This window comes from Plantibacter auratus (assembly GCF_050587365.1).
Lineage (GTDB): Bacteria > Actinomycetota > Actinomycetes > Actinomycetales > Microbacteriaceae > Plantibacter > Plantibacter auratus.
Window position 1 is genome coordinate 516,998 of record NZ_JBOBFV010000002.1, and the last position, 15,755, is coordinate 532,752.

General features: G+C 70.5%; 13 protein-coding genes. 6 read left to right on the forward strand and 7 right to left on the reverse strand.

The genetic code is table 11. The features are described 5' to 3' along the window. The first annotated feature begins 28 nt into the window (after nucleotides 1-28). Nucleotides 29-685, forward strand: a complete 657-nt coding sequence (locus ACQ3HE_RS09615) for a response regulator (protein ID WP_124768339.1) — start codon at nucleotides 29-31, stop codon at nucleotides 683-685. Continuing rightward, on the forward strand, nucleotides 682-1,764 hold the full coding sequence (locus ACQ3HE_RS09620) for a sensor histidine kinase (protein WP_430892450.1): 1,083 nt from the start codon (nucleotides 682-684) through the stop codon (nucleotides 1,762-1,764). The genes ACQ3HE_RS09615 and ACQ3HE_RS09620 overlap by 4 nt, the downstream gene beginning before the upstream one ends. 29 nt (nucleotides 1,765-1,793) lie before the next feature. Here the strand turns inward: ACQ3HE_RS09620 and ACQ3HE_RS09625 are convergent, their stop codons facing one another. Continuing rightward, a complete protein-coding gene (locus ACQ3HE_RS09625) occupies nucleotides 1,794-2,120 on the reverse strand; it encodes an NIPSNAP family protein (protein WP_430892452.1) in 327 nt (108 codons plus the stop codon). A 106-nt stretch (nucleotides 2,121-2,226) separates the two neighbouring features. Between ACQ3HE_RS09625 and ACQ3HE_RS09630 the strand changes: the two genes are divergently transcribed. Further along, nucleotides 2,227-2,886 carry a HEAT repeat domain-containing protein gene (locus tag ACQ3HE_RS09630; protein WP_430892453.1) on the forward strand — a complete coding sequence of 220 codons (660 nt, stop codon included), beginning with the start codon at nucleotides 2,227-2,229 and terminating at the stop codon, nucleotides 2,884-2,886. A 142-nt stretch (nucleotides 2,887-3,028) separates the two neighbouring features. On the opposite strand, the gene hisD is transcribed toward ACQ3HE_RS09630, so the two are convergent. The 3 genes from hisD to ACQ3HE_RS09645 form a co-directional block, all read right to left on the reverse strand. Further along, nucleotides 3,029-4,345, reverse strand: a complete 1,317-nt coding sequence (gene hisD, locus ACQ3HE_RS09635) for a histidinol dehydrogenase (RefSeq protein ID WP_430892454.1) — start codon at nucleotides 4,343-4,345, stop codon at nucleotides 3,029-3,031. Nucleotides 4,346-4,439: 94 nt separating this feature from the next. Further along, nucleotides 4,440-5,372, reverse strand: coding sequence for a LysR family transcriptional regulator (locus tag ACQ3HE_RS09640; RefSeq protein WP_079704685.1), 933 nt, complete (start codon nucleotides 5,370-5,372; stop codon nucleotides 4,440-4,442). Nucleotides 5,373-5,376: 4 nt separating this feature from the next. Then, nucleotides 5,377-6,255 (reverse strand): nitrilase-related carbon-nitrogen hydrolase, encoded by an 879-nt coding sequence (locus ACQ3HE_RS09645; protein ID WP_430892455.1) that lies wholly within the window; start codon nucleotides 6,253-6,255, stop codon nucleotides 5,377-5,379. 187 nt (nucleotides 6,256-6,442) lie between these two features. On the opposite strand from ACQ3HE_RS09645, the gene ACQ3HE_RS09650 reads away from it, so the two are divergent. Next, nucleotides 6,443-7,936 (forward strand): purine-cytosine permease family protein, encoded by a 1,494-nt coding sequence (locus ACQ3HE_RS09650; RefSeq protein ID WP_430892456.1) that lies wholly within the window; start codon nucleotides 6,443-6,445, stop codon nucleotides 7,934-7,936. Nucleotides 7,937-8,020: 84 nt separating this feature from the next. Beyond that, on the forward strand, nucleotides 8,021-10,873 hold the full coding sequence (locus ACQ3HE_RS09655; protein WP_430892457.1) for a hypothetical protein: 2,853 nt from the start codon (nucleotides 8,021-8,023) through the stop codon (nucleotides 10,871-10,873). A 13-nt stretch (nucleotides 10,874-10,886) separates the two neighbouring features. Here the strand turns inward: ACQ3HE_RS09655 and ACQ3HE_RS09660 are convergent, their stop codons facing one another. From ACQ3HE_RS09660 to ACQ3HE_RS09670, 3 genes are all read right to left on the reverse strand, one after another. Next, nucleotides 10,887-12,545 (reverse strand): extracellular solute-binding protein, encoded by a 1,659-nt coding sequence (locus tag ACQ3HE_RS09660; RefSeq protein ID WP_430892459.1) that lies wholly within the window; start codon nucleotides 12,543-12,545, stop codon nucleotides 10,887-10,889. Between the two features lie 83 nt (nucleotides 12,546-12,628). After that, a complete protein-coding gene (locus tag ACQ3HE_RS09665; protein WP_079704680.1) occupies nucleotides 12,629-13,516 on the reverse strand; it encodes a carbohydrate ABC transporter permease in 888 nt (295 codons plus the stop codon). Continuing rightward, nucleotides 13,513-14,508 carry an ABC transporter permease gene (locus ACQ3HE_RS09670; protein WP_338000138.1) on the reverse strand — a complete coding sequence of 332 codons (996 nt, stop codon included), beginning with the start codon at nucleotides 14,506-14,508 and terminating at the stop codon, nucleotides 13,513-13,515. Before ACQ3HE_RS09670 ends, ACQ3HE_RS09665 begins: the two co-directional genes overlap by 4 nt. A gap of 141 nt (nucleotides 14,509-14,649) precedes the next feature. On the opposite strand from ACQ3HE_RS09670, the gene ACQ3HE_RS09675 reads away from it, so the two are divergent. After that, nucleotides 14,650-15,741 carry a substrate-binding domain-containing protein gene (locus ACQ3HE_RS09675; protein ID WP_124768321.1) on the forward strand — a complete coding sequence of 364 codons (1,092 nt, stop codon included), beginning with the start codon at nucleotides 14,650-14,652 and terminating at the stop codon, nucleotides 15,739-15,741. Nucleotides 15,742-15,755: the final 14 nt, after the last annotated feature.

Below are 15,755 nucleotides of genomic sequence, written 5' to 3' on the forward strand. Positions count from 1 at the left end.
GGGTGAGAGTCGAGCTGAGGAGGACACCGTGATCGGAGTGGCCATCGTCGACGACGAGGCGTTGGTGCGGTCCGGATTCGAACTCATCCTGGGTGCCGTCGAGGACATCGAGGTCGTCGCCTCGGTCGACGGGATCGGCGCCGTGGAGGCGATCCGCTCGAGCCGTCCCGACGTGGTCCTCCTGGACGTCCGCATGCCCGGGCGCAACGGGCTCGACATCCTCGACGAGCTGCAGACCTGGGACGACCCGCCCGTCGTCGCGATCCTCACCACCTTCGACTCCGACGACTACATCGCCCGAGCTCTGCGCAGCGGTGCCGCGGGGTTCCTCGTGAAGGACACGGACCCGGAGCAGCTTCCGATGCTGCTCCGATCCCTCTCCGCGGGCGGCATCGTGCTCTCGCCGCAGGTGTCCCGGACGCTCGTCGGCGGATTCGCCCGCACCGCCGACCGCGAGGCGGCGAAGCGACTGTCCGGGCTGACGGGCCGCGAACAGGACGTGCTCGCGGCGCTCCGGACGGGCGCGTCCAACACCGAGATCGGCGAGGCACTGCACCTCAGCCGCGCGACCGTGAAGGACCACGTGAGTGCCATCCTCGGCAAACTCGAGGTGACGACCCGACTCGAAGCCGCCATCATCGCCGAGCGTGCCGGGGTCCGCGGCGACGAAGCGGACCCCCGGTGAAGCGGCGCTCGCGGCTCTGGTCGGTCCTCCTCGAACTCGCCCTCATCGCGGCGGCGGCCGTCGAGAGCCTGACGACGCTCGAGTGGGCGACGCCCTGGGAGTCCGGCCTGGCGATCGCCGCTGCCGTCGGTCTGATCTTCCGGCGACGCTGGCCGTGGCTGTCGCTCATCCTCGCCGTGCCGGCCTTCACCCTCAACCTCGCCACCCTGGCCGGGTTGGCGTCGCTCTTCTCCGTCGCGGTGCGGGAACGGCGACGCTGGCGGCTCGTCACGACGGGCGCCGTGGTCTTCGTCCTCGCCGCGGTGCCGTGGTGGGGGTGGACGTCGCCCAATTACACGATCCTGTCCATCGTGTACGCCGCGCTCTACGCAGCGGCACCGATCGCCTTCGGCCTGCTCGTCCGCACCCGCCGCGAACTGTTCGACCGCATACACGACCTCGAACAGGTCCGACGCAGCGAGCGGGCACGCATCGCCTCCGACGTCCTCGTCGAGGAGCGCACGCGCATCGCCCGGGAGATGCACGACGTCGTCTCCCACCAGGTCAGTCTGATCGCTGTCCAGGCCGGCGCGATCCAGGTGCAGACCGAGGAACCCGGGACGAAGCGGATGGCGGTGACGATCCGTTCGCTCGCGTCGCGCACGCTCGACGAGCTGCGGGACATGGTGACGCTGCTGCGCGCGGAGACCGGTCATGCGCCGCTGGCCCCGCAACCGACGGTCGACGACCTCGACCGGTTGATCGCGGACAGCGGCATCGACGTCACCTCCGCCATCGAGTTGCCGGACGGCCTCCCCGCACCCGTGCAGCGGGCGATCTACCGGACCGTGCAGGAGGGACTGACGAACGCGCGGAAGCATGCGCCGGGCGCCGCGGTCGACGTGCGCGCCGAAGCCTCCGCAGACGAGGTCACCGTGGTCATCCGGAACGCCCGACCCGCACGCACGTCGGACAGCTCGTGGTCGTCCGCGGGCCACGGCCTCGTCGGCTTGAGCGAACGCGCCGAACTCCTGAACGGGTCCCTCCTCACCGAGGACGCGCCGACCCGGTTCACCCTGACGTTCCGCGCGCCCTACTGACGCTCACGGAGGCTCAGGGTCACCGAGGCTCAGGGTCGGAGGTCCGCCTCGTCGCCGAAGAGCGGTGTCTGGAAGCGACGCTCGAAGCGCACGATGCAGCCGGTGCCCCGCACGAGCTCGTAGGCCTCGATGCACTCCGGGTCCGTCGCCGCGGCGATGCGGTACTGCTCGTATGCGGCGAGCGACGGGAAGCTGAACAGCGCGAACGCCTCGTCGTTGTCGCCCTCCGCTGGGAGGAAGTAGCCGTGGTGGTCGCCACCGAGCCGGTTCACGAGGCGGATCCAGCGCCGCCCGTACTCGGTGAAGGTGTCGAGCTGCTCGGGGTCGATCTGGTAGCGGAGGTGGATGGTGATCATGGGTCCAGTCTGGCTGTCCGCACGACGAGCGCCGTCATAGGGGGCCGTCGGCGTCACCGGACACCTACGCTGGAAACCCGTCCCCACACCCCGGAAGGTGGTCGAGATGTCCTCGGAATACGACGACGCCGCCGCGAACGGGCTCGCCCGCGCCCTCCGCGTGCCGGCCTCTTCAGACCGGCTCCAGGCTGCACTCGCTGCGGGCACCACCCCGAGGACCGCCTATATCGAGGTCCTCGTCGACCGCTGCGCCGTGGAGCCCGACTTCTTCGTGCGCGACATGCTCACCTGGGCACTCGTGCGGCACGACCCCGAGGTGACCGTTCCTCGGCTGATGGAGGAACTCGGGTCGGTCTTCCCACAGGCTCGCAGTCAGGCGCTCCACACCCTCTCGAAGACCGGAGACCCCCGCACCTGGTCGGCCATCACCCTCGCACTGCTGGAGGACGAGGAGGATCAGGTCGCCCGAGCCGCCTGGCGCACCGCTGCAGGGGTCGTCCCGGAGCGGGAGGCGTCGGCACTCGCCGAGCTGCTGGCGAGGCAGTTCGGCCGGGGCGACCGCGAGGTGCAGCTCAGCCTCACGCGTGCGTTCGCCACGATCGGTGAGCCCTCGATCGAACCCGTCGAGCAGACAGCTGCGTCCGAGGCGGTCGAGCGCGAGGCCCGCGCGCACGCTCGCGCGACCGCCCGGATCCTCCACGAGCCCGAACTCGACTTCGACGAGGCGGTGCAGGAGGCCCAGCACGCGCTCCGCCAGGGTGACTGAGCCATCACCCCGGTCATTGAGCCATCACCCCGGTCATTGAGCCATCGCCCCGGTCATTGAGCCTGTCGAAATGCCCTTCGACAAGCTCAGGGACCGTAGATCGGAACTCCGGGACCGGAGTGGGGCCGTGCCGCCGACCGCCTCAGCTGAGCCGGGCCGTGCGAAGCGTCGCCGTCGCGCGGTGCGCCGCCATCCCCTCCGAATCGGAGATGACCTGCACCGCGTCGGCGAGCTCGGGTGTCGCCGCCTCGGCGATCCGCTGGTAGGTGAGCGGCTTCAGGAACCGCGACACCGAGAGCCCGGCACTGTGCTTGGCGCCGCCGGCGGTCGGGAGCACGTGGTTCGTGCCGGCCATGCCTTTGTCCGAGTACGCCACAGTGCTCCACGCACCGAGGAAGATCGACCCGTAGTTGAGCAACCGCTCGTGGTACCAGGCGTCGTCCGCCGTGATGACCTCGAGGTGCTCCGGGGCGAGGTCGTCCATGAGCGCCGCGGCGGTCTCGCGGTCGTCGGCCACGGTCACCGAGCCGTAGTCGCGCCAGGCGGGCCCGCAGATCGACTCGGTCGAGAGCGTCGGGAGCTGGCGTTCGACCTCGGCGATGACCGCGCGGCCGAGCTCCTCCGACGTCGTCACGAGCGCGGCCGGCGAGTTCGGACCGTGCTCGGCCTGCCCGAGCAGGTCCGCGGCCACCAGGATCGGGTCCGCGGTCTCGTCCGCGAGGACGGCCACCTCGGACGGACCGGCGAGGAGGTCGATCGCGACCGTGCCGAACAGCTGCCGCTTGGCCTCGGCGACGAAGGCGTTGCCCGCACCGACGAGCATGTCGATCGGCAGCTCGCCGAGCAGACCGTAGGCCATCGCGGCGAGCGCCTGCACACCGCCGAGGACGAAGACGCGGTCGACGCCGGACACATGCGCGGCGTAGACGACGGCGTCGTTCGCGCCGCCGTCGGGCTGCGGCGGGGTGCAGGCGATGACCGTCGGCACACCAGCCTGCTTGGCGACGCCGACCGTCATGAACGCGCTCGCGGTGAGCGGGAACCGGCCGGCCGGGAGGTAGGCGCCCACGCGGGAGACGGGCACGTACTTCACGCCCGTGACGAGCCCGGGGACGAGCTCGGTCTCGAAGTCCTGCAGGTGGGAGCGCTGCTCCTGGGCGAAGGCCCGGGTGCGCTCGCCGCCGAGGTCGATGGCGGCGCGGAGGTCGGCGGGGAGGCGGTCGCCGCTGGTCGCGATCTGCTCGGCCGTCAGCTCGACGTCGCCGCCCTCGTACCGGTCGAGCCGTCGCGCGGCGTCGAGCACGGCGTCCATGCCGCGCCGCTCGATGTCGAGGAGCATCGCGGAGACGGTCTCGATGACGGCCGGGTCGCGCTGGGCCGGTGGGGCGTCGACGAGCGGGGTCTTGAGGTGACGGAAGGAGCCGTCGAGGGACTGGAGCACAGGAGGACTGAAACGCATGGTGCGAGCGTACGAACGCGGCGTGAGGGCGACAACGGGGGACGTGCCTGCGCGAGCCATCGGGTCATCCGATACGCCGGTTCGCAAGCGACGCTCAGCGCCTCGGGGTGGTCGCGATCACCTGGTCGGGCTCGGCCGCCGCGAGCAGCGTGTGCTCGGCGAGCTCCGCGATCCGCGCGGTGGCCGGCGACAGGTAGGCGCCCTCGCGCTGGACGAGCGCGATCGTGTCGTAGAGCGGTTCGGCGAAGGGGGTGAGCGTGAGCTGCTCCGGGAACCCGCCGGTGCGGGCGACCGTGCCGGAGACGATCGTGTCCGCGGCCCCGGTCGCCGCGAGGCTCAGGGCGGTCTCCACGTGCTCGACCTCGACGGCCGGTTCGATCGACCGTCCCTGCAGGCGAGCGCGCTCCAGCAGTTGCAGCCGAGTGGGATCCCGCCACCCGGCGTAGGCGTCGTAGAGCACGAGCTTGGCGTCCGCGAACTCGTCGATCCCGACCGGGCCCGCGGCGGGATCCCTGGTGGTGGAGGCGTAGAAGACCTCGTCGCGGAAGAGGGGCCGGATGGCGAGGCCCGCGACGGGCACCGGGAGGACGACGAGCCCGGCCTCGATCTCGCCGCTCGCCACGGAGTCCGCGACGAGTGCCGAGTTCAACCCCACGAGTCGCACGCGCACGTTGGGGTAGCGCTGGTGGAAGCGCTGCACCAGGTCGGACAGCTCGTAGTAGGCGGCGTTGCGCAGAACGCCGAAGGTGCACACGCCGCCGTCGAGGGAGGTGATCGCCGAGAGCGCGTCGAGCCCACCGTCGATCGCGGCGACCGCGCGTCTGGCGTGCTCGCGCAGCTCCTCGGCGGCCGCCGTCGGGACGAGCCGACGCGCCCCGCGGGCGAACAACTGCAGGCCGATCTCGCGCTCGAGGCGGCTGACGAGCTCCGACACGGAGGCCTGACTGCTGTCGAGCTCGGCGGCTGCGGCAGTGAAGGAGCCGCTCTCGTAGGCGGCGAGGAAGGCGCGGAGTTGCGCGAGGGTCATGCGGTCAGCCTAGCGAGGAGCGTTCTCCCGTCACCGCGCCGTACAGCTCGGGGCGCCGGTCGGCGAGGACGTCGTTGCGCGGACCGATCCGGGTCGCGCCCCGGTCGATCCGGACGGTCGCGTCCACCCGTCCCCGCGCGTCCTTCCCACCGACGGGCCACCCGTCGGCCGGGATGATCGTGGTTCCCTCGGTCCAGGGGTTGCCGGCCTCGGTGCCGGAGCGGTCGCAGCACACGATCGGGATCGCGGACGCTCGTGCCGCCGCCATCGCCTGGACGACCTCGGGTGCCCGCTCGCCCTCCGGGCGCTCGACCAGGGGCCAGTTCGTCGGGACGACGAGGAGGTCCGCGCCCCTGAGCGCCAGGCCCCGCGGCACCTCGGGGAACTCGAGGTCGTAGCAGACGAGGATGCCGAGCCGGCCGAGCGGCGTCTCGACCACCGGCTGGGTCTCGCGACCAGCCACGAAGACGGACTGCTCCTCGTCCCACAGGTGCACCTTCCGGTAGACCCCGAGCACACCCGAGGCGCCGAGCACCAGGGCGCTGTTGCGGATCTCCTCGCCGTCGAGCTCGCAGAACCCGACGACCACCACGGCGTCCTCGGGGAGCAGCAACGCCCACTCGGTGAACACCGACGCGTCGCTCGGGAGCGCGACGGCGCGAGCCGCCTCCGGGCTGCCCAGGTAGTAGCCGCTCGTCGCGAGTTCGGGCAGCACGAGGAGCTGCACCCCGTCCGTGACAGCGTCCCGGACGGCCGTTTCGATCGTGCGCAGGTTACCGTCGAGGTCGCCGAGGACGGGGCTGAGTTCCTGAGCGCGAACCCGGATGCTGTGCGCGTCGTGGTCGGCGTGGTCGGTGAACCCCGAGGGGTCGGTGCTGGTCATCCAGCGATCATACGAAGCCCTCGCGAACGGGACCATCGTGTTCCCCGATGGCTGGGATCGGGGCATGGCCGATTGTGCCGGTCCGTGGGCTGCGGATACCGTCGTCGGCACGAGCGAGTCCCCGACCTGAGGCAGACCCCCGGCTGCCCGTCGCACTCCTCGACCGCCCGAGCCCTGGAGGCCAGCCATGGCGACACCCGCCGCCCCCACTCCCCCGTCCGGTTCCGCCGCCGGAGCGGGTGACGCCCAGCCGTCCCTCGTCGAATCCCGCTCCATCGACTGGGTCCCGCTCAATGAGCGTCACGGTCGCCCGCGCTCGCTGTTCTCGCTCTGGTTCATGTCGAACGCGCAGGTCACGACCCTGGCGACCGGCATGCTCGGTGCGGCGCTCGGCGCGAACCTCGCGACGTCCCTCCTCGCGATCGTCCTCGGCGTCGCCGTCGGCACCGTGTTCACGGCCTTCCACTCCGCACAGGGGCCGCAGCTGGGACTCCCGCAGATGATCCAGTCGCGTGCGCAGTTCGGCTACCGCGGCGTCGTCCTCATCTGCGCGATCGTCGTCTTCAGCCTCGTCGGCTTCAACATGTTCAACCAGATGCTCGGCGCGGACGTCCTCACCATGACGACCGGAGTCGACGCCGGTGCGGGCTGGTATGTGCTCATCAGCGGCGTCGCCGTCCTCCTCGCGATCTTCGGGTACTCCTGGATCCACCGGACGCAGTCGTGGCTCACCGCGCTGTTCCTCATCACCTTCGGGCTGTTCACGGTCGTCGTCCCCTTCGTTGTGCCGCTGCCGGCCGACGCGCTGTCGCTCGCGAACTTCAGCTGGGTCGCGTTCCTCGTGCAGTTCGGTGGTGCCGCAGCGTACGCGCTCGGTTGGGCACCCTACGTCTCCGACTACTCGCGCTACCTCCCGCCGCAGACGAACCCCGGGCGGGCCTTGTTCTACACCTACGGCGGCGTGTTCGTCGGTGCCGTCTGGCTGATGGGCCTCGGAGCGTTCGTCGCCAGCGCGTTCCAGGGCGCCGACCCGCTCGAAGGAGTCCGTGACGCCGCCGACGCCATCCTGCCCGGCTCAGGCACCTGGCTGCTCGTCGCCGCACTGCCAGGACTCATCAGCGTCATCACCGTGAACATCTACGCGGCCTCGATCGAGACCATCACGATCATCGACTCGATCCGACCGGTCCGGCCGACGCGCACCCTGCGGGTCGTCACCTGTCTCGCCATCGCGACGGCCGCCGTCATCGGCTCACTGCTGAGCACCGGCGAGTTCCTGGCGAACTTCAGCAGCTTCCTCGTCGTCCTGCTCTACGTCCTCGTGCCGTGGACCTCGATCAACCTCGTCGACTACTACCTCGTGCGGAAGGGCCACTACGTGGTCCGCGACATCTTCACCCCGAACGGCGTCTACGGTGCCTGGGGCTGGCGCGGCCTCCTCGCCTACGCGATCGGCATCGTCGCGATGATCCCGTTCGTGGTCACGGTGTGGTTCACCGGTCCGATCGCGCAGGCGCTCGGCGGTGCCGACCTCGCCCTGTTCATCGGTCTCGCCGCGTCCGCGATCGCGTACGTGCTCCTCTCCCGGTCGCTCGACCTGGACCGCGAGCGGGCCGCGGCCGAGCGCGACGTCACCGAGACGGGTCACCAGGCGGTCGCCTTCAGCTCTCGGCGTCGCTGAACACCCGGCGTCGCTGAGCTCCCGGCGTCGCCGAGCGACGGCTGGCGTCCGGGCGCGCGACGCCACGGGATTACACTCGACGACGTGACGGAACCGGACGGCGTGGGCGAACCCGACAGCCGCATCCCGGATCCCGCGCCCCGGCACACGCCACTGTGGACCGTCCTCTCCGCCTGGCTCCTGCGGGTCGAGCGATGGTTGCAGTCTCGTGGCGGCTCCCGCCTCCGCGGCGGGCTGTGGCAGCTCTGGGGGCTCGTGGCCGTCGGCGGGATCCTCCTCCTCGTCGGCCCGGTCATCAACCCGCCCCTCACTCTCGACGACCTCACCGACGAGGCATCCGACGTCACCGACACCTGGATCGCCCGCTCCTTCAGCGCCGACTACCGCGTGACCACCGATGAGGACGGCCGACTCGTCACCGACGTCGAGGAGCGCATCGACGCGTTCTTCCCGAAGGACCTCGACGACCGCGCCATCGAGCGGGTGCTCGCGACCGAGTACCAGGGGCACGCCCTCGAGCCGTCGGGGATCACGGTGACGTTGGACGGCGTGAAGCAGGACGTGACCCGGGAGCGGGCCGCGGTCTTCCTCAGGCTCGTCGTCGATCCCGGCGAGCAGCTCACGGGCGACCACGAGCTCGTCATCCGGTACCGGCTCTCCGATCTCGCCTACGTCGCTCCGGACCCCGCCACCGGGCAGCCCGTCGACCTGCTCCGGTGGGACGTGTTCGGCCCCGACCTGCAGCAGGCCGTGGCGAAGCTCGACGTGCGGGTGACCATCCCACAGGAGCTCGACGACCGTCTCGTCCGGCAACCGCGCGGCTCCCTCGCATGGACCCTCGTGGGTGCCGGGCAGTGGCTGACCCCGGAGCCGGACGCCCCACCCGGCGAGGTGGCCTACGCGTTCACGAGCGACGACGCGGCCCCACCGCACGCGCAGGCGCGGTTCACCATGCCGTTCGAAGCCGGCTCGATCACGATGCCCCCGCAGTCCTGGATCTTCTGGGTGCAGACCTTCGGCCCCGTCCTGCCGATGCTCGTCCTCGCTGCGACGCTCCTGCTGTCGTTCGCGGCCCGTGCGGTCGCGTGGGGTGATGCGCGTGGACGTCCGTGGTACCTCGCCCAGTCGGAACCGCCGGAGGGCATCTCGCCGCGCATCGCCGCGCACCTCCTCCGGTCGCCCGCGACGATGGAGCTCGCCGAACGACTCAAGGACGCCGCGGTGAGCGGCACGAAGCAGCAGGCCAAACGACAGGCGCGCCTCATCGCGGCGGCCGGTGCCGCCAAGCGGGCCGGCCGCTTGGGCGACCGACCCCGTGCCCTGCGCCGGTACCTGACCGGGCCGGAACGCGCCGGGCAGATCCAGGCGGGTCTCCGCCGGGTGCCGAAGGGCTTCGTGCGTGACTGGTTCATCGCCGCACCGATCGCGCTGACCCTCCTCCAGTGGGGCATCGTCCGGCAGCTCTCCCATCAGACCGTGCTCGCGGTGGTGTGGTGGCCGCTCGCCTTCGTCGCCCTCTCGACCGTCTTCGCCGCCATCGTGCTCGCGATCGCCCTAACCGCCCGGCCACTGACTCGCAAGGGTGCGCTCGTGAAGCAGCACCTGCTCGGCATCCGGGTGTTCGCCGAACGGACGCAGCTGCTCGATCGCGCCTCCCTGCGCGACCGTCTCCTGCCCTACGCCGTGCTCGGCGCCCCACCTCGGGCGACCGGCCGGCGCGTGGCGGCCCTGATCGCCCCGGAGATCACGATGCCGGCGGCCTCGACCGATCCCACCTCGCCGCCCGACGGGTCGTCAGCGGGCTTCCTGACCGGCCCGCGGATCGCCGTCCGGGTGCTCGCCGCGCTCCTCGTCGTCGGCGCGATCGTCGCAGTGAACGTCCTCCCGGCTTCGTCGCTGGAGCCCGAGACCGCGCGCTCCTACACGGGCGACATCCCCGGATCGACCCTCACGACGATCGCGACAGCCGACCTCGACGCGCAGCTCACGCGGACCGACGGCGACGGTGCGCGACTGCGCGTGACCGAACGCCTGGGTGTGGACTTCTCCGACGAGGGCTCGGTGCCCGCCCAGGTGGTGCGCGAATGGCCGGCCGTGGTCGACGGCCAAGACCTGGGCCTCACGGTCGATCGGGTGACGGTCGATGGCGATGACGCGCCCTTCACGACGGAACGCGCGGAGGGTCGGCTGCTGCTCCGAACGACCTTCGCCGACGTGCGCACCGGCCTGCGCGACGTCGTGATCCAGACGACCGCCACGAGGCCGGCCGTCTCCGCGACTGTCGATGGACGGGACGTCGACCGGGTCAGCTGGGTCGGGTTCCTCGACGGCTGGACGAGCGGTGTCGCCTGGGACGAGGACGTCGCGCAGGGGCCGTTCCGGCTCAGCTTCACCGCCGACGACGAACTCCTCGACGACGCCGTCGATGCCGGGTGGACCCCCACCGAGGCAGGGACTTGGCGACCGGCGGCGTCCGAGGGTGGTTCCGGCCGCGAGACGGCGACCATCGAGCTCACGCCTGACGACGACGGCGGATGGCCGCTCGACGTCCGTGGCGACGACCTCGGCGTGGTCCTCGACCTCCCGGCCGGGACGGTCGCCGGTACCGACGCCGATGCCGCGGCCTGGGCCCGGACGGTGGCGCTGGCACCGGGGCTCTTCACGGTGGTCCTCGCCGGGCTTGCCATCCTCGGTTCCGTGATCGGCGCCCTCGGGTCGGCCCGGCGCCGGGCCCCGAAGCCGGGTCTGCTCCGCGACGCGGTGCGCTGGCTGACCCCGTCGGCCCTCGCCGCCGCAGTGATCCTGGGCATCTGGACCCTGAACGGCGTCGCGGGCGACGACCCGTTCGGCGACCTCGTCCTCGGAGGGCTGATCGCCGGTGTCGTGGCGGTCATCGCCTGGTACGGCGTCGTCATGTGGGCCAGACCTCGCGCCTGACCGCCGGCCGCCGTCAGGACAGCTTCTCGAGCTGCTCCTGGTACTCCGCACGGACCTTGTCGTTCGTCGACTTCTTCCACGAGGCGATGCCCGACTTCACGGCGTCGAAACCGGTCCGGCCGAGGACGTACTCGTTCATCGTCGACGACAGGGCGTTCGTCGACGACGACGTCTTGCCCGCGGTCTCCGAGTACAGCCCGGTGATCGGGCTCTTCTGGAGCATCGGGGAGGCCTGCTCCTGCCAGGCGTGCGAGCGACGCAGCCGTTCCTCCATCGGCACCGCGCTCGCGAGGATCTGTGGTGCGGCGGCGAGCCGGTTCAGCGAGGTGGGGCCGATCTGTGCCGATCCCGCCTCGGTCAGGACGACGCGACCGTCCGCTTCACGCGTGTGGTGCTCGCCGGCCCGGCCGTACTGGAGGAAGAACCCCTCGGTGCTGCCGTAGGGCGCCGCGAGGTGGTTGAGCAGCGTCAGCAGTTCCTTCACGCGAGCGTCGTCCGCCTGCTTGATGGCGGTGAAGGAGAACATCGACGAGCCCTGGTAGACGATGCCGTCGCCGCCGTCCGCCGCGAACGGGAGGATCGCGTCGTAGACCACGCCCTCGGGGGCACTGGGGTCGATGATCGCCGAGATGCCGTCCTGGTGCATGAGCACCGTGCCGTTGGCCATGTAGGTCTTCGCCTGGGAGCCGGAGATGCTCGGGGTGTCCGGGTGGTAGTACCCGGCGTCCTTCAACTCCTTGATGTACGACAGCGTCTCGAGCCAGCGGTCCGACTCCCACTTGTGGACGAGCTTCGAGCCCTGCAGCTCCCAACCGTTCGGCACCCCGAACATCGCGCCCATGAAGTCGTACCCCCAGTCGACGCTGTCGCCGTTGCTCTGCCCGCTGATCGCGTACCGGTTGCGCTTGGCGTCGGTGACCGCCTTGCACAGCTCGGTGAACTCGTCCTTCGTCTTCGGAGCGGGTTCCGCTCCCGTGAGGTCCTTGATGACGTCCGGTCGGGAGATGAGCATGTTGCCGAACGGCGGGCGGTTCACCGGGACGCCGTAGATCCGGCCGTTGATCCGGCAGCCCTCCCAGGACGGGGTGGGCAGGTTCGCGAGGTTGGGGTATGCCTTCACCTTGTCGCCCGAGAGGTGGTCGGACAGGTCCGCGAACTGGGCCTTCAGCAGCTGCGGGTAGGACGGCGGCAGCTGGAACGCGAGGAACTCGACGAGGTCCGGCACACTGCCGCCGGCCATGACCGTCGCGAACTTGGGCGCGAACGAGTCGGCCGGGACCACCTGCAGGTCGAGCTTGCAGCCGAGTTCCTGCTCGGCCGCCTGGAGGTAGCTGTTCGACGCGGGTGCCGGCGGGCTGTACGAGATGACGAACCCGGACACCGTGCCGCTCACGGCGGCCTTCCCGGACACCGAGGTGAAGAGCTCGGCCTCCTTCGGTGCCGAGAGGTAGACGGGCTGGACCGTGGCCGAGCCGGCGAGGTCCGGGGTCGGTCCCTTCGTGATCGGCACGTACGTGGGCAGCGGGACGAGGGCTCCGGAACCCGCGGCACCGGACGTCGCGCCGCCTGGCGTGCAGCCGGCGAGCGCGGAACCGAGGCCGAGGACGGCGAGGCCGACGCCGGCCGCGGTGAGGAAGGTGCGGCGTGACAGGCCGGAGGTGGTGTCGTTCATCGTGGTCTCCTTCGAGGTGGGGCTGGCGCCAGGGGCGCGGGTGAGGTCCCGGCGACGGTGCCGGGTGGAGGTGTGCGGACCGGTCAGCCCTTGACGGCGCCGGTCAGCACACCCTTCGTGAGGTGGCGTTGCACGAGTGGGTAGGCGATGAGGATCGGGACGATGGCGATGAGCACGACGGCCATCTGCAGGGACTCGGCCGGTGGCAGCACCGAGGCGTCCGAAGCTCCACCGACGAGCGAGGACCCTTGCAGCACGTAGGTGCGCAGGACGAGCTGGAGCGTCCACTTGGAGGTGTCGTTGATGTACAGCAGCGCGTTGAAGAACGCGTTCCAGTACCCGACCGCGTAGAAGAGAGCGACGACGGCGATCACCGCGCGGGACAGCGGCAGGACGATCGTGCCGAGGATGCGGAACTCCCCGGCGCCGTCGATCTTCGCGCTGTCGATGAGCTCCTGCGGGATGCCCATCATGAAGCCGCGGACGACCACCATGTTGAACACGCTGAACGCACCGGGCAGGATGAGCGCCCAGACGTTGTCGAGCAGACCGAGCTGCTTCACCATCAGGTACAGCGGGATGAGCCCCGGGGTGAAGAGGAACGTGGCGAGCACGATCATCAGTACGGGGCGCTGGAAGAACGAACGCCGGCTGAGGGCCCACGCTGCCGACACGGTGCAGACGAGGCTGATGAGCGTGCCGACGACGGTCACGAACAGCGTCACCAGGATCGCGCGGGTGACCACGCCCCCGGCGAGGATCTGCTGGTACGCGTCGAGCGTGAAGGACTTTGGCCACACGACGTAGCCACCGGCGGCCGTGACGTCCTCGGCGGTCGACACACTCGTGGAGACCACGATGAGGAACGGGAACAGGATGACGGCGAGGATCATGACGATCGCGAGCGCCTTGAGCGCGAGGACGACGGGCTTCGGTTTCCCCGCCCAGACCGGTCGGACGATGGTGCTCATGATTTGGAATACACTCCCTGCTCGCCGAGCATGTGCGCCGCCTTGTTGGCGACGAGGATGAGGACGAGACCGACGAGACCCTTGATGAGGCCGGCGGCGATGCCGGTACTCCAGTTCCCGTCGATGACGCCGTGGTAGTAGACGTAGGTGTCGAGCACTTCGGCGGCTCCGGGGCCGACGGCGTTGCGTTGCAGGATGATCTGCTCGAAGCCGACGGACAGCGCCTCGCCGAGCCGCAGGATGAGCAGCAGCACGATGATGGGCCGGATCCCAGGCAGGGTGATGTGCCAGAACCGGCTCCAGGCGCCCGCTCCGTCGATGGCGGCGGCCTCGTAGAGCGAGTCGTCGATGGCCGCGAGCGCCGCGAGGAAGATGATGGTGCCCCAGCCCGCGTCCTTCCAGATCACCTGCGAGGAAAGCAGGAGCTTGAAGGTGGCCGGGTCGGACATGACGGAGACGGTCCCGAGGTCAAGTTGCCGCAGCCAGGTGTTGAGCACCCCTCCCGATCCGAGACTCTGCTGGAAGAAGCCGACGACGATGACCCAGGACAGGAAGTGCGGCAGGTAGAGCACCGACTGCACGATGGAGCGGAGCCAGGGCCAGGTCAGCGAGTGGATGAAGATGGCCAGCGCGATGGGGACCGGGAAGAAGAGGACCAGCTGGATGAACGTGATCTGGAGGGTGTTGGAGACCGCGTTCCAGAACGCCGGATCGCCGAAGAGCGCCGAGAAGTTGGCGAAGCCCACCCACGGGCTGTCCGGGATCGGGATGTACGGCTGGTAGTCCATGAACGCGATGACGTTCCCGAGCAGCGGGATGTAGACGAACAGCAGCAGCAGCACGACCGCCGGCGTCACCATGATGAGCAGTGGCGAGTCGCGACGGAACTGCATCCCGAACGGCACCTTGCGCTTCGTCGGCCGGCCGCCGGAACCTGCGGGTGCGATCGGTGGTCGGATGGTCTCCGGCCGATCGGTCGTCGTCGCGCTCACAGCAGCTCCCTTGCTCGCAGCGGAGGCCCCGTCGGGTGCTTCCGCGTCGTTCTCTCGAACGTTGGCAATCTTTCGCGGGGCCGTTGAGTAAAGTCAAGATCATCTAATCATCCGAACAGATATCGAACATCGGAGTCGATCATGGAGCTCTCGCAACGTCACGACCGCATCCTCGCCGAACTGCGGATCCACGGCAGTCTCTCCGCGGCCGACTTCGCCGAGCGCATGGGCATCTCCGCGATGACCGTCCGGCGGGACCTGCGCGAGCTCGGGGAGCAGGGCCGCCTCCGTCGGGTGCACGGCGGGGCCGTCTCGATCGACACGCAGCCGACCACGGGCATCCCGCACCGGCCGGGCGCCCGCCCCACGCCGGCCCCCGGTGCCGCCGACACCCTGTTCACCTTCGGGTTCGTCGTGCCCGATCCGAGCTACTACTTCCCGACGATCGTGGCCGGTGCCGTGGAGCGGGCGCAGTCGCTCGGCGGTCGGATCGTCCTCGGTGTCTCGCGCTACGACCCCGCCCGCGAGCGCGACCAGATCGAGCGACTGCTGGCCGGCGGAGTGGACGGCCTCCTCGTGACCACCTCGGTCCTCGACGCCTTCGCGACGCTCGAGCTCCTCGAGCGCGCACCGGTCCCCGTCGTCCTCGTGGAGCGCTCGGTCGCGGAGTCCCCGGTGGGCGACGGACTCGAGTTCGTGCGTACCGACCATGCCGCCGGCGCCGCCATCGCGCTCCGGCACCTCGCCGCCCTCGGTCACGAGCGGGTCGGGATGGCGGCCTTCGACACCCCGACGACGCCCTCGTTGCGGCTCGGCTACGAGCGCGCCCGACGCCAGCTCGGCCTGCGCGAGGACGCCAGCACGGCGATCATCGACGACCGGCACGGCGTCGGCGAGCAGACGAGGCGGTACCTCGAGGCGTGCGTGGCGTCCGGCACGACCGCGGTGTTCATGCACTCGGACCACTACGCCGTCGAGTTCGCGGACGCGGCGCTCGACTTCGGGCTCTCGATCCCCGACGACCTGTCGATCGTGGCGTACGACGACGAGGTGGCCGGGCTCGCCCGGGTGCCGCTCACGGCGGTCGCACCGCCCAAACGCGACATCGGCCGGTTCGCGGCGACGATGTGCTTCGAGCGCATCTCGGCCGCGGCCCAGCAGGGCTTCTCCGCACGCCACATGAGCCTGCGGCCGAGTCTGAGCCTCCGCGAGTCGACCGCGCCACCGCGATAGCACGGCGCTGTTCG

Coding starts and splice junctions, on each gene's coding strand:
- ACQ3HE_RS09625 (WP_430892452.1), bottom strand. CDS start 2,120: ATGATCACCATCCACCTCCGCTACCAGATCGACCCCGAGCAGCTCGAC.
- ACQ3HE_RS09675 (WP_124768321.1), top strand. CDS start 14,650: ATGGAGCTCTCGCAACGTCACGACCGCATCCTCGCCGAACTGCGGATC.
- ACQ3HE_RS09630 (WP_430892453.1), top strand. CDS start 2,227: ATGTCCTCGGAATACGACGACGCCGCCGCGAACGGGCTCGCCCGCGCC.
- hisD (WP_430892454.1), bottom strand. CDS start 4,345: ATGCGTTTCAGTCCTCCTGTGCTCCAGTCCCTCGACGGCTCCTTCCGT.
- ACQ3HE_RS09640 (WP_079704685.1), bottom strand. CDS start 5,372: ATGACCCTCGCGCAACTCCGCGCCTTCCTCGCCGCCTACGAGAGCGGC.
- ACQ3HE_RS09660 (WP_430892459.1), bottom strand. CDS start 12,545: ATGAACGACACCACCTCCGGCCTGTCACGCCGCACCTTCCTCACCGCG.
- ACQ3HE_RS09665 (WP_079704680.1), bottom strand. CDS start 13,516: ATGAGCACCATCGTCCGACCGGTCTGGGCGGGGAAACCGAAGCCCGTC.
- ACQ3HE_RS09650 (WP_430892456.1), top strand. CDS start 6,443: ATGGCGACACCCGCCGCCCCCACTCCCCCGTCCGGTTCCGCCGCCGGA.
- ACQ3HE_RS09645 (WP_430892455.1), bottom strand. CDS start 6,255: ATGACCAGCACCGACCCCTCGGGGTTCACCGACCACGCCGACCACGAC.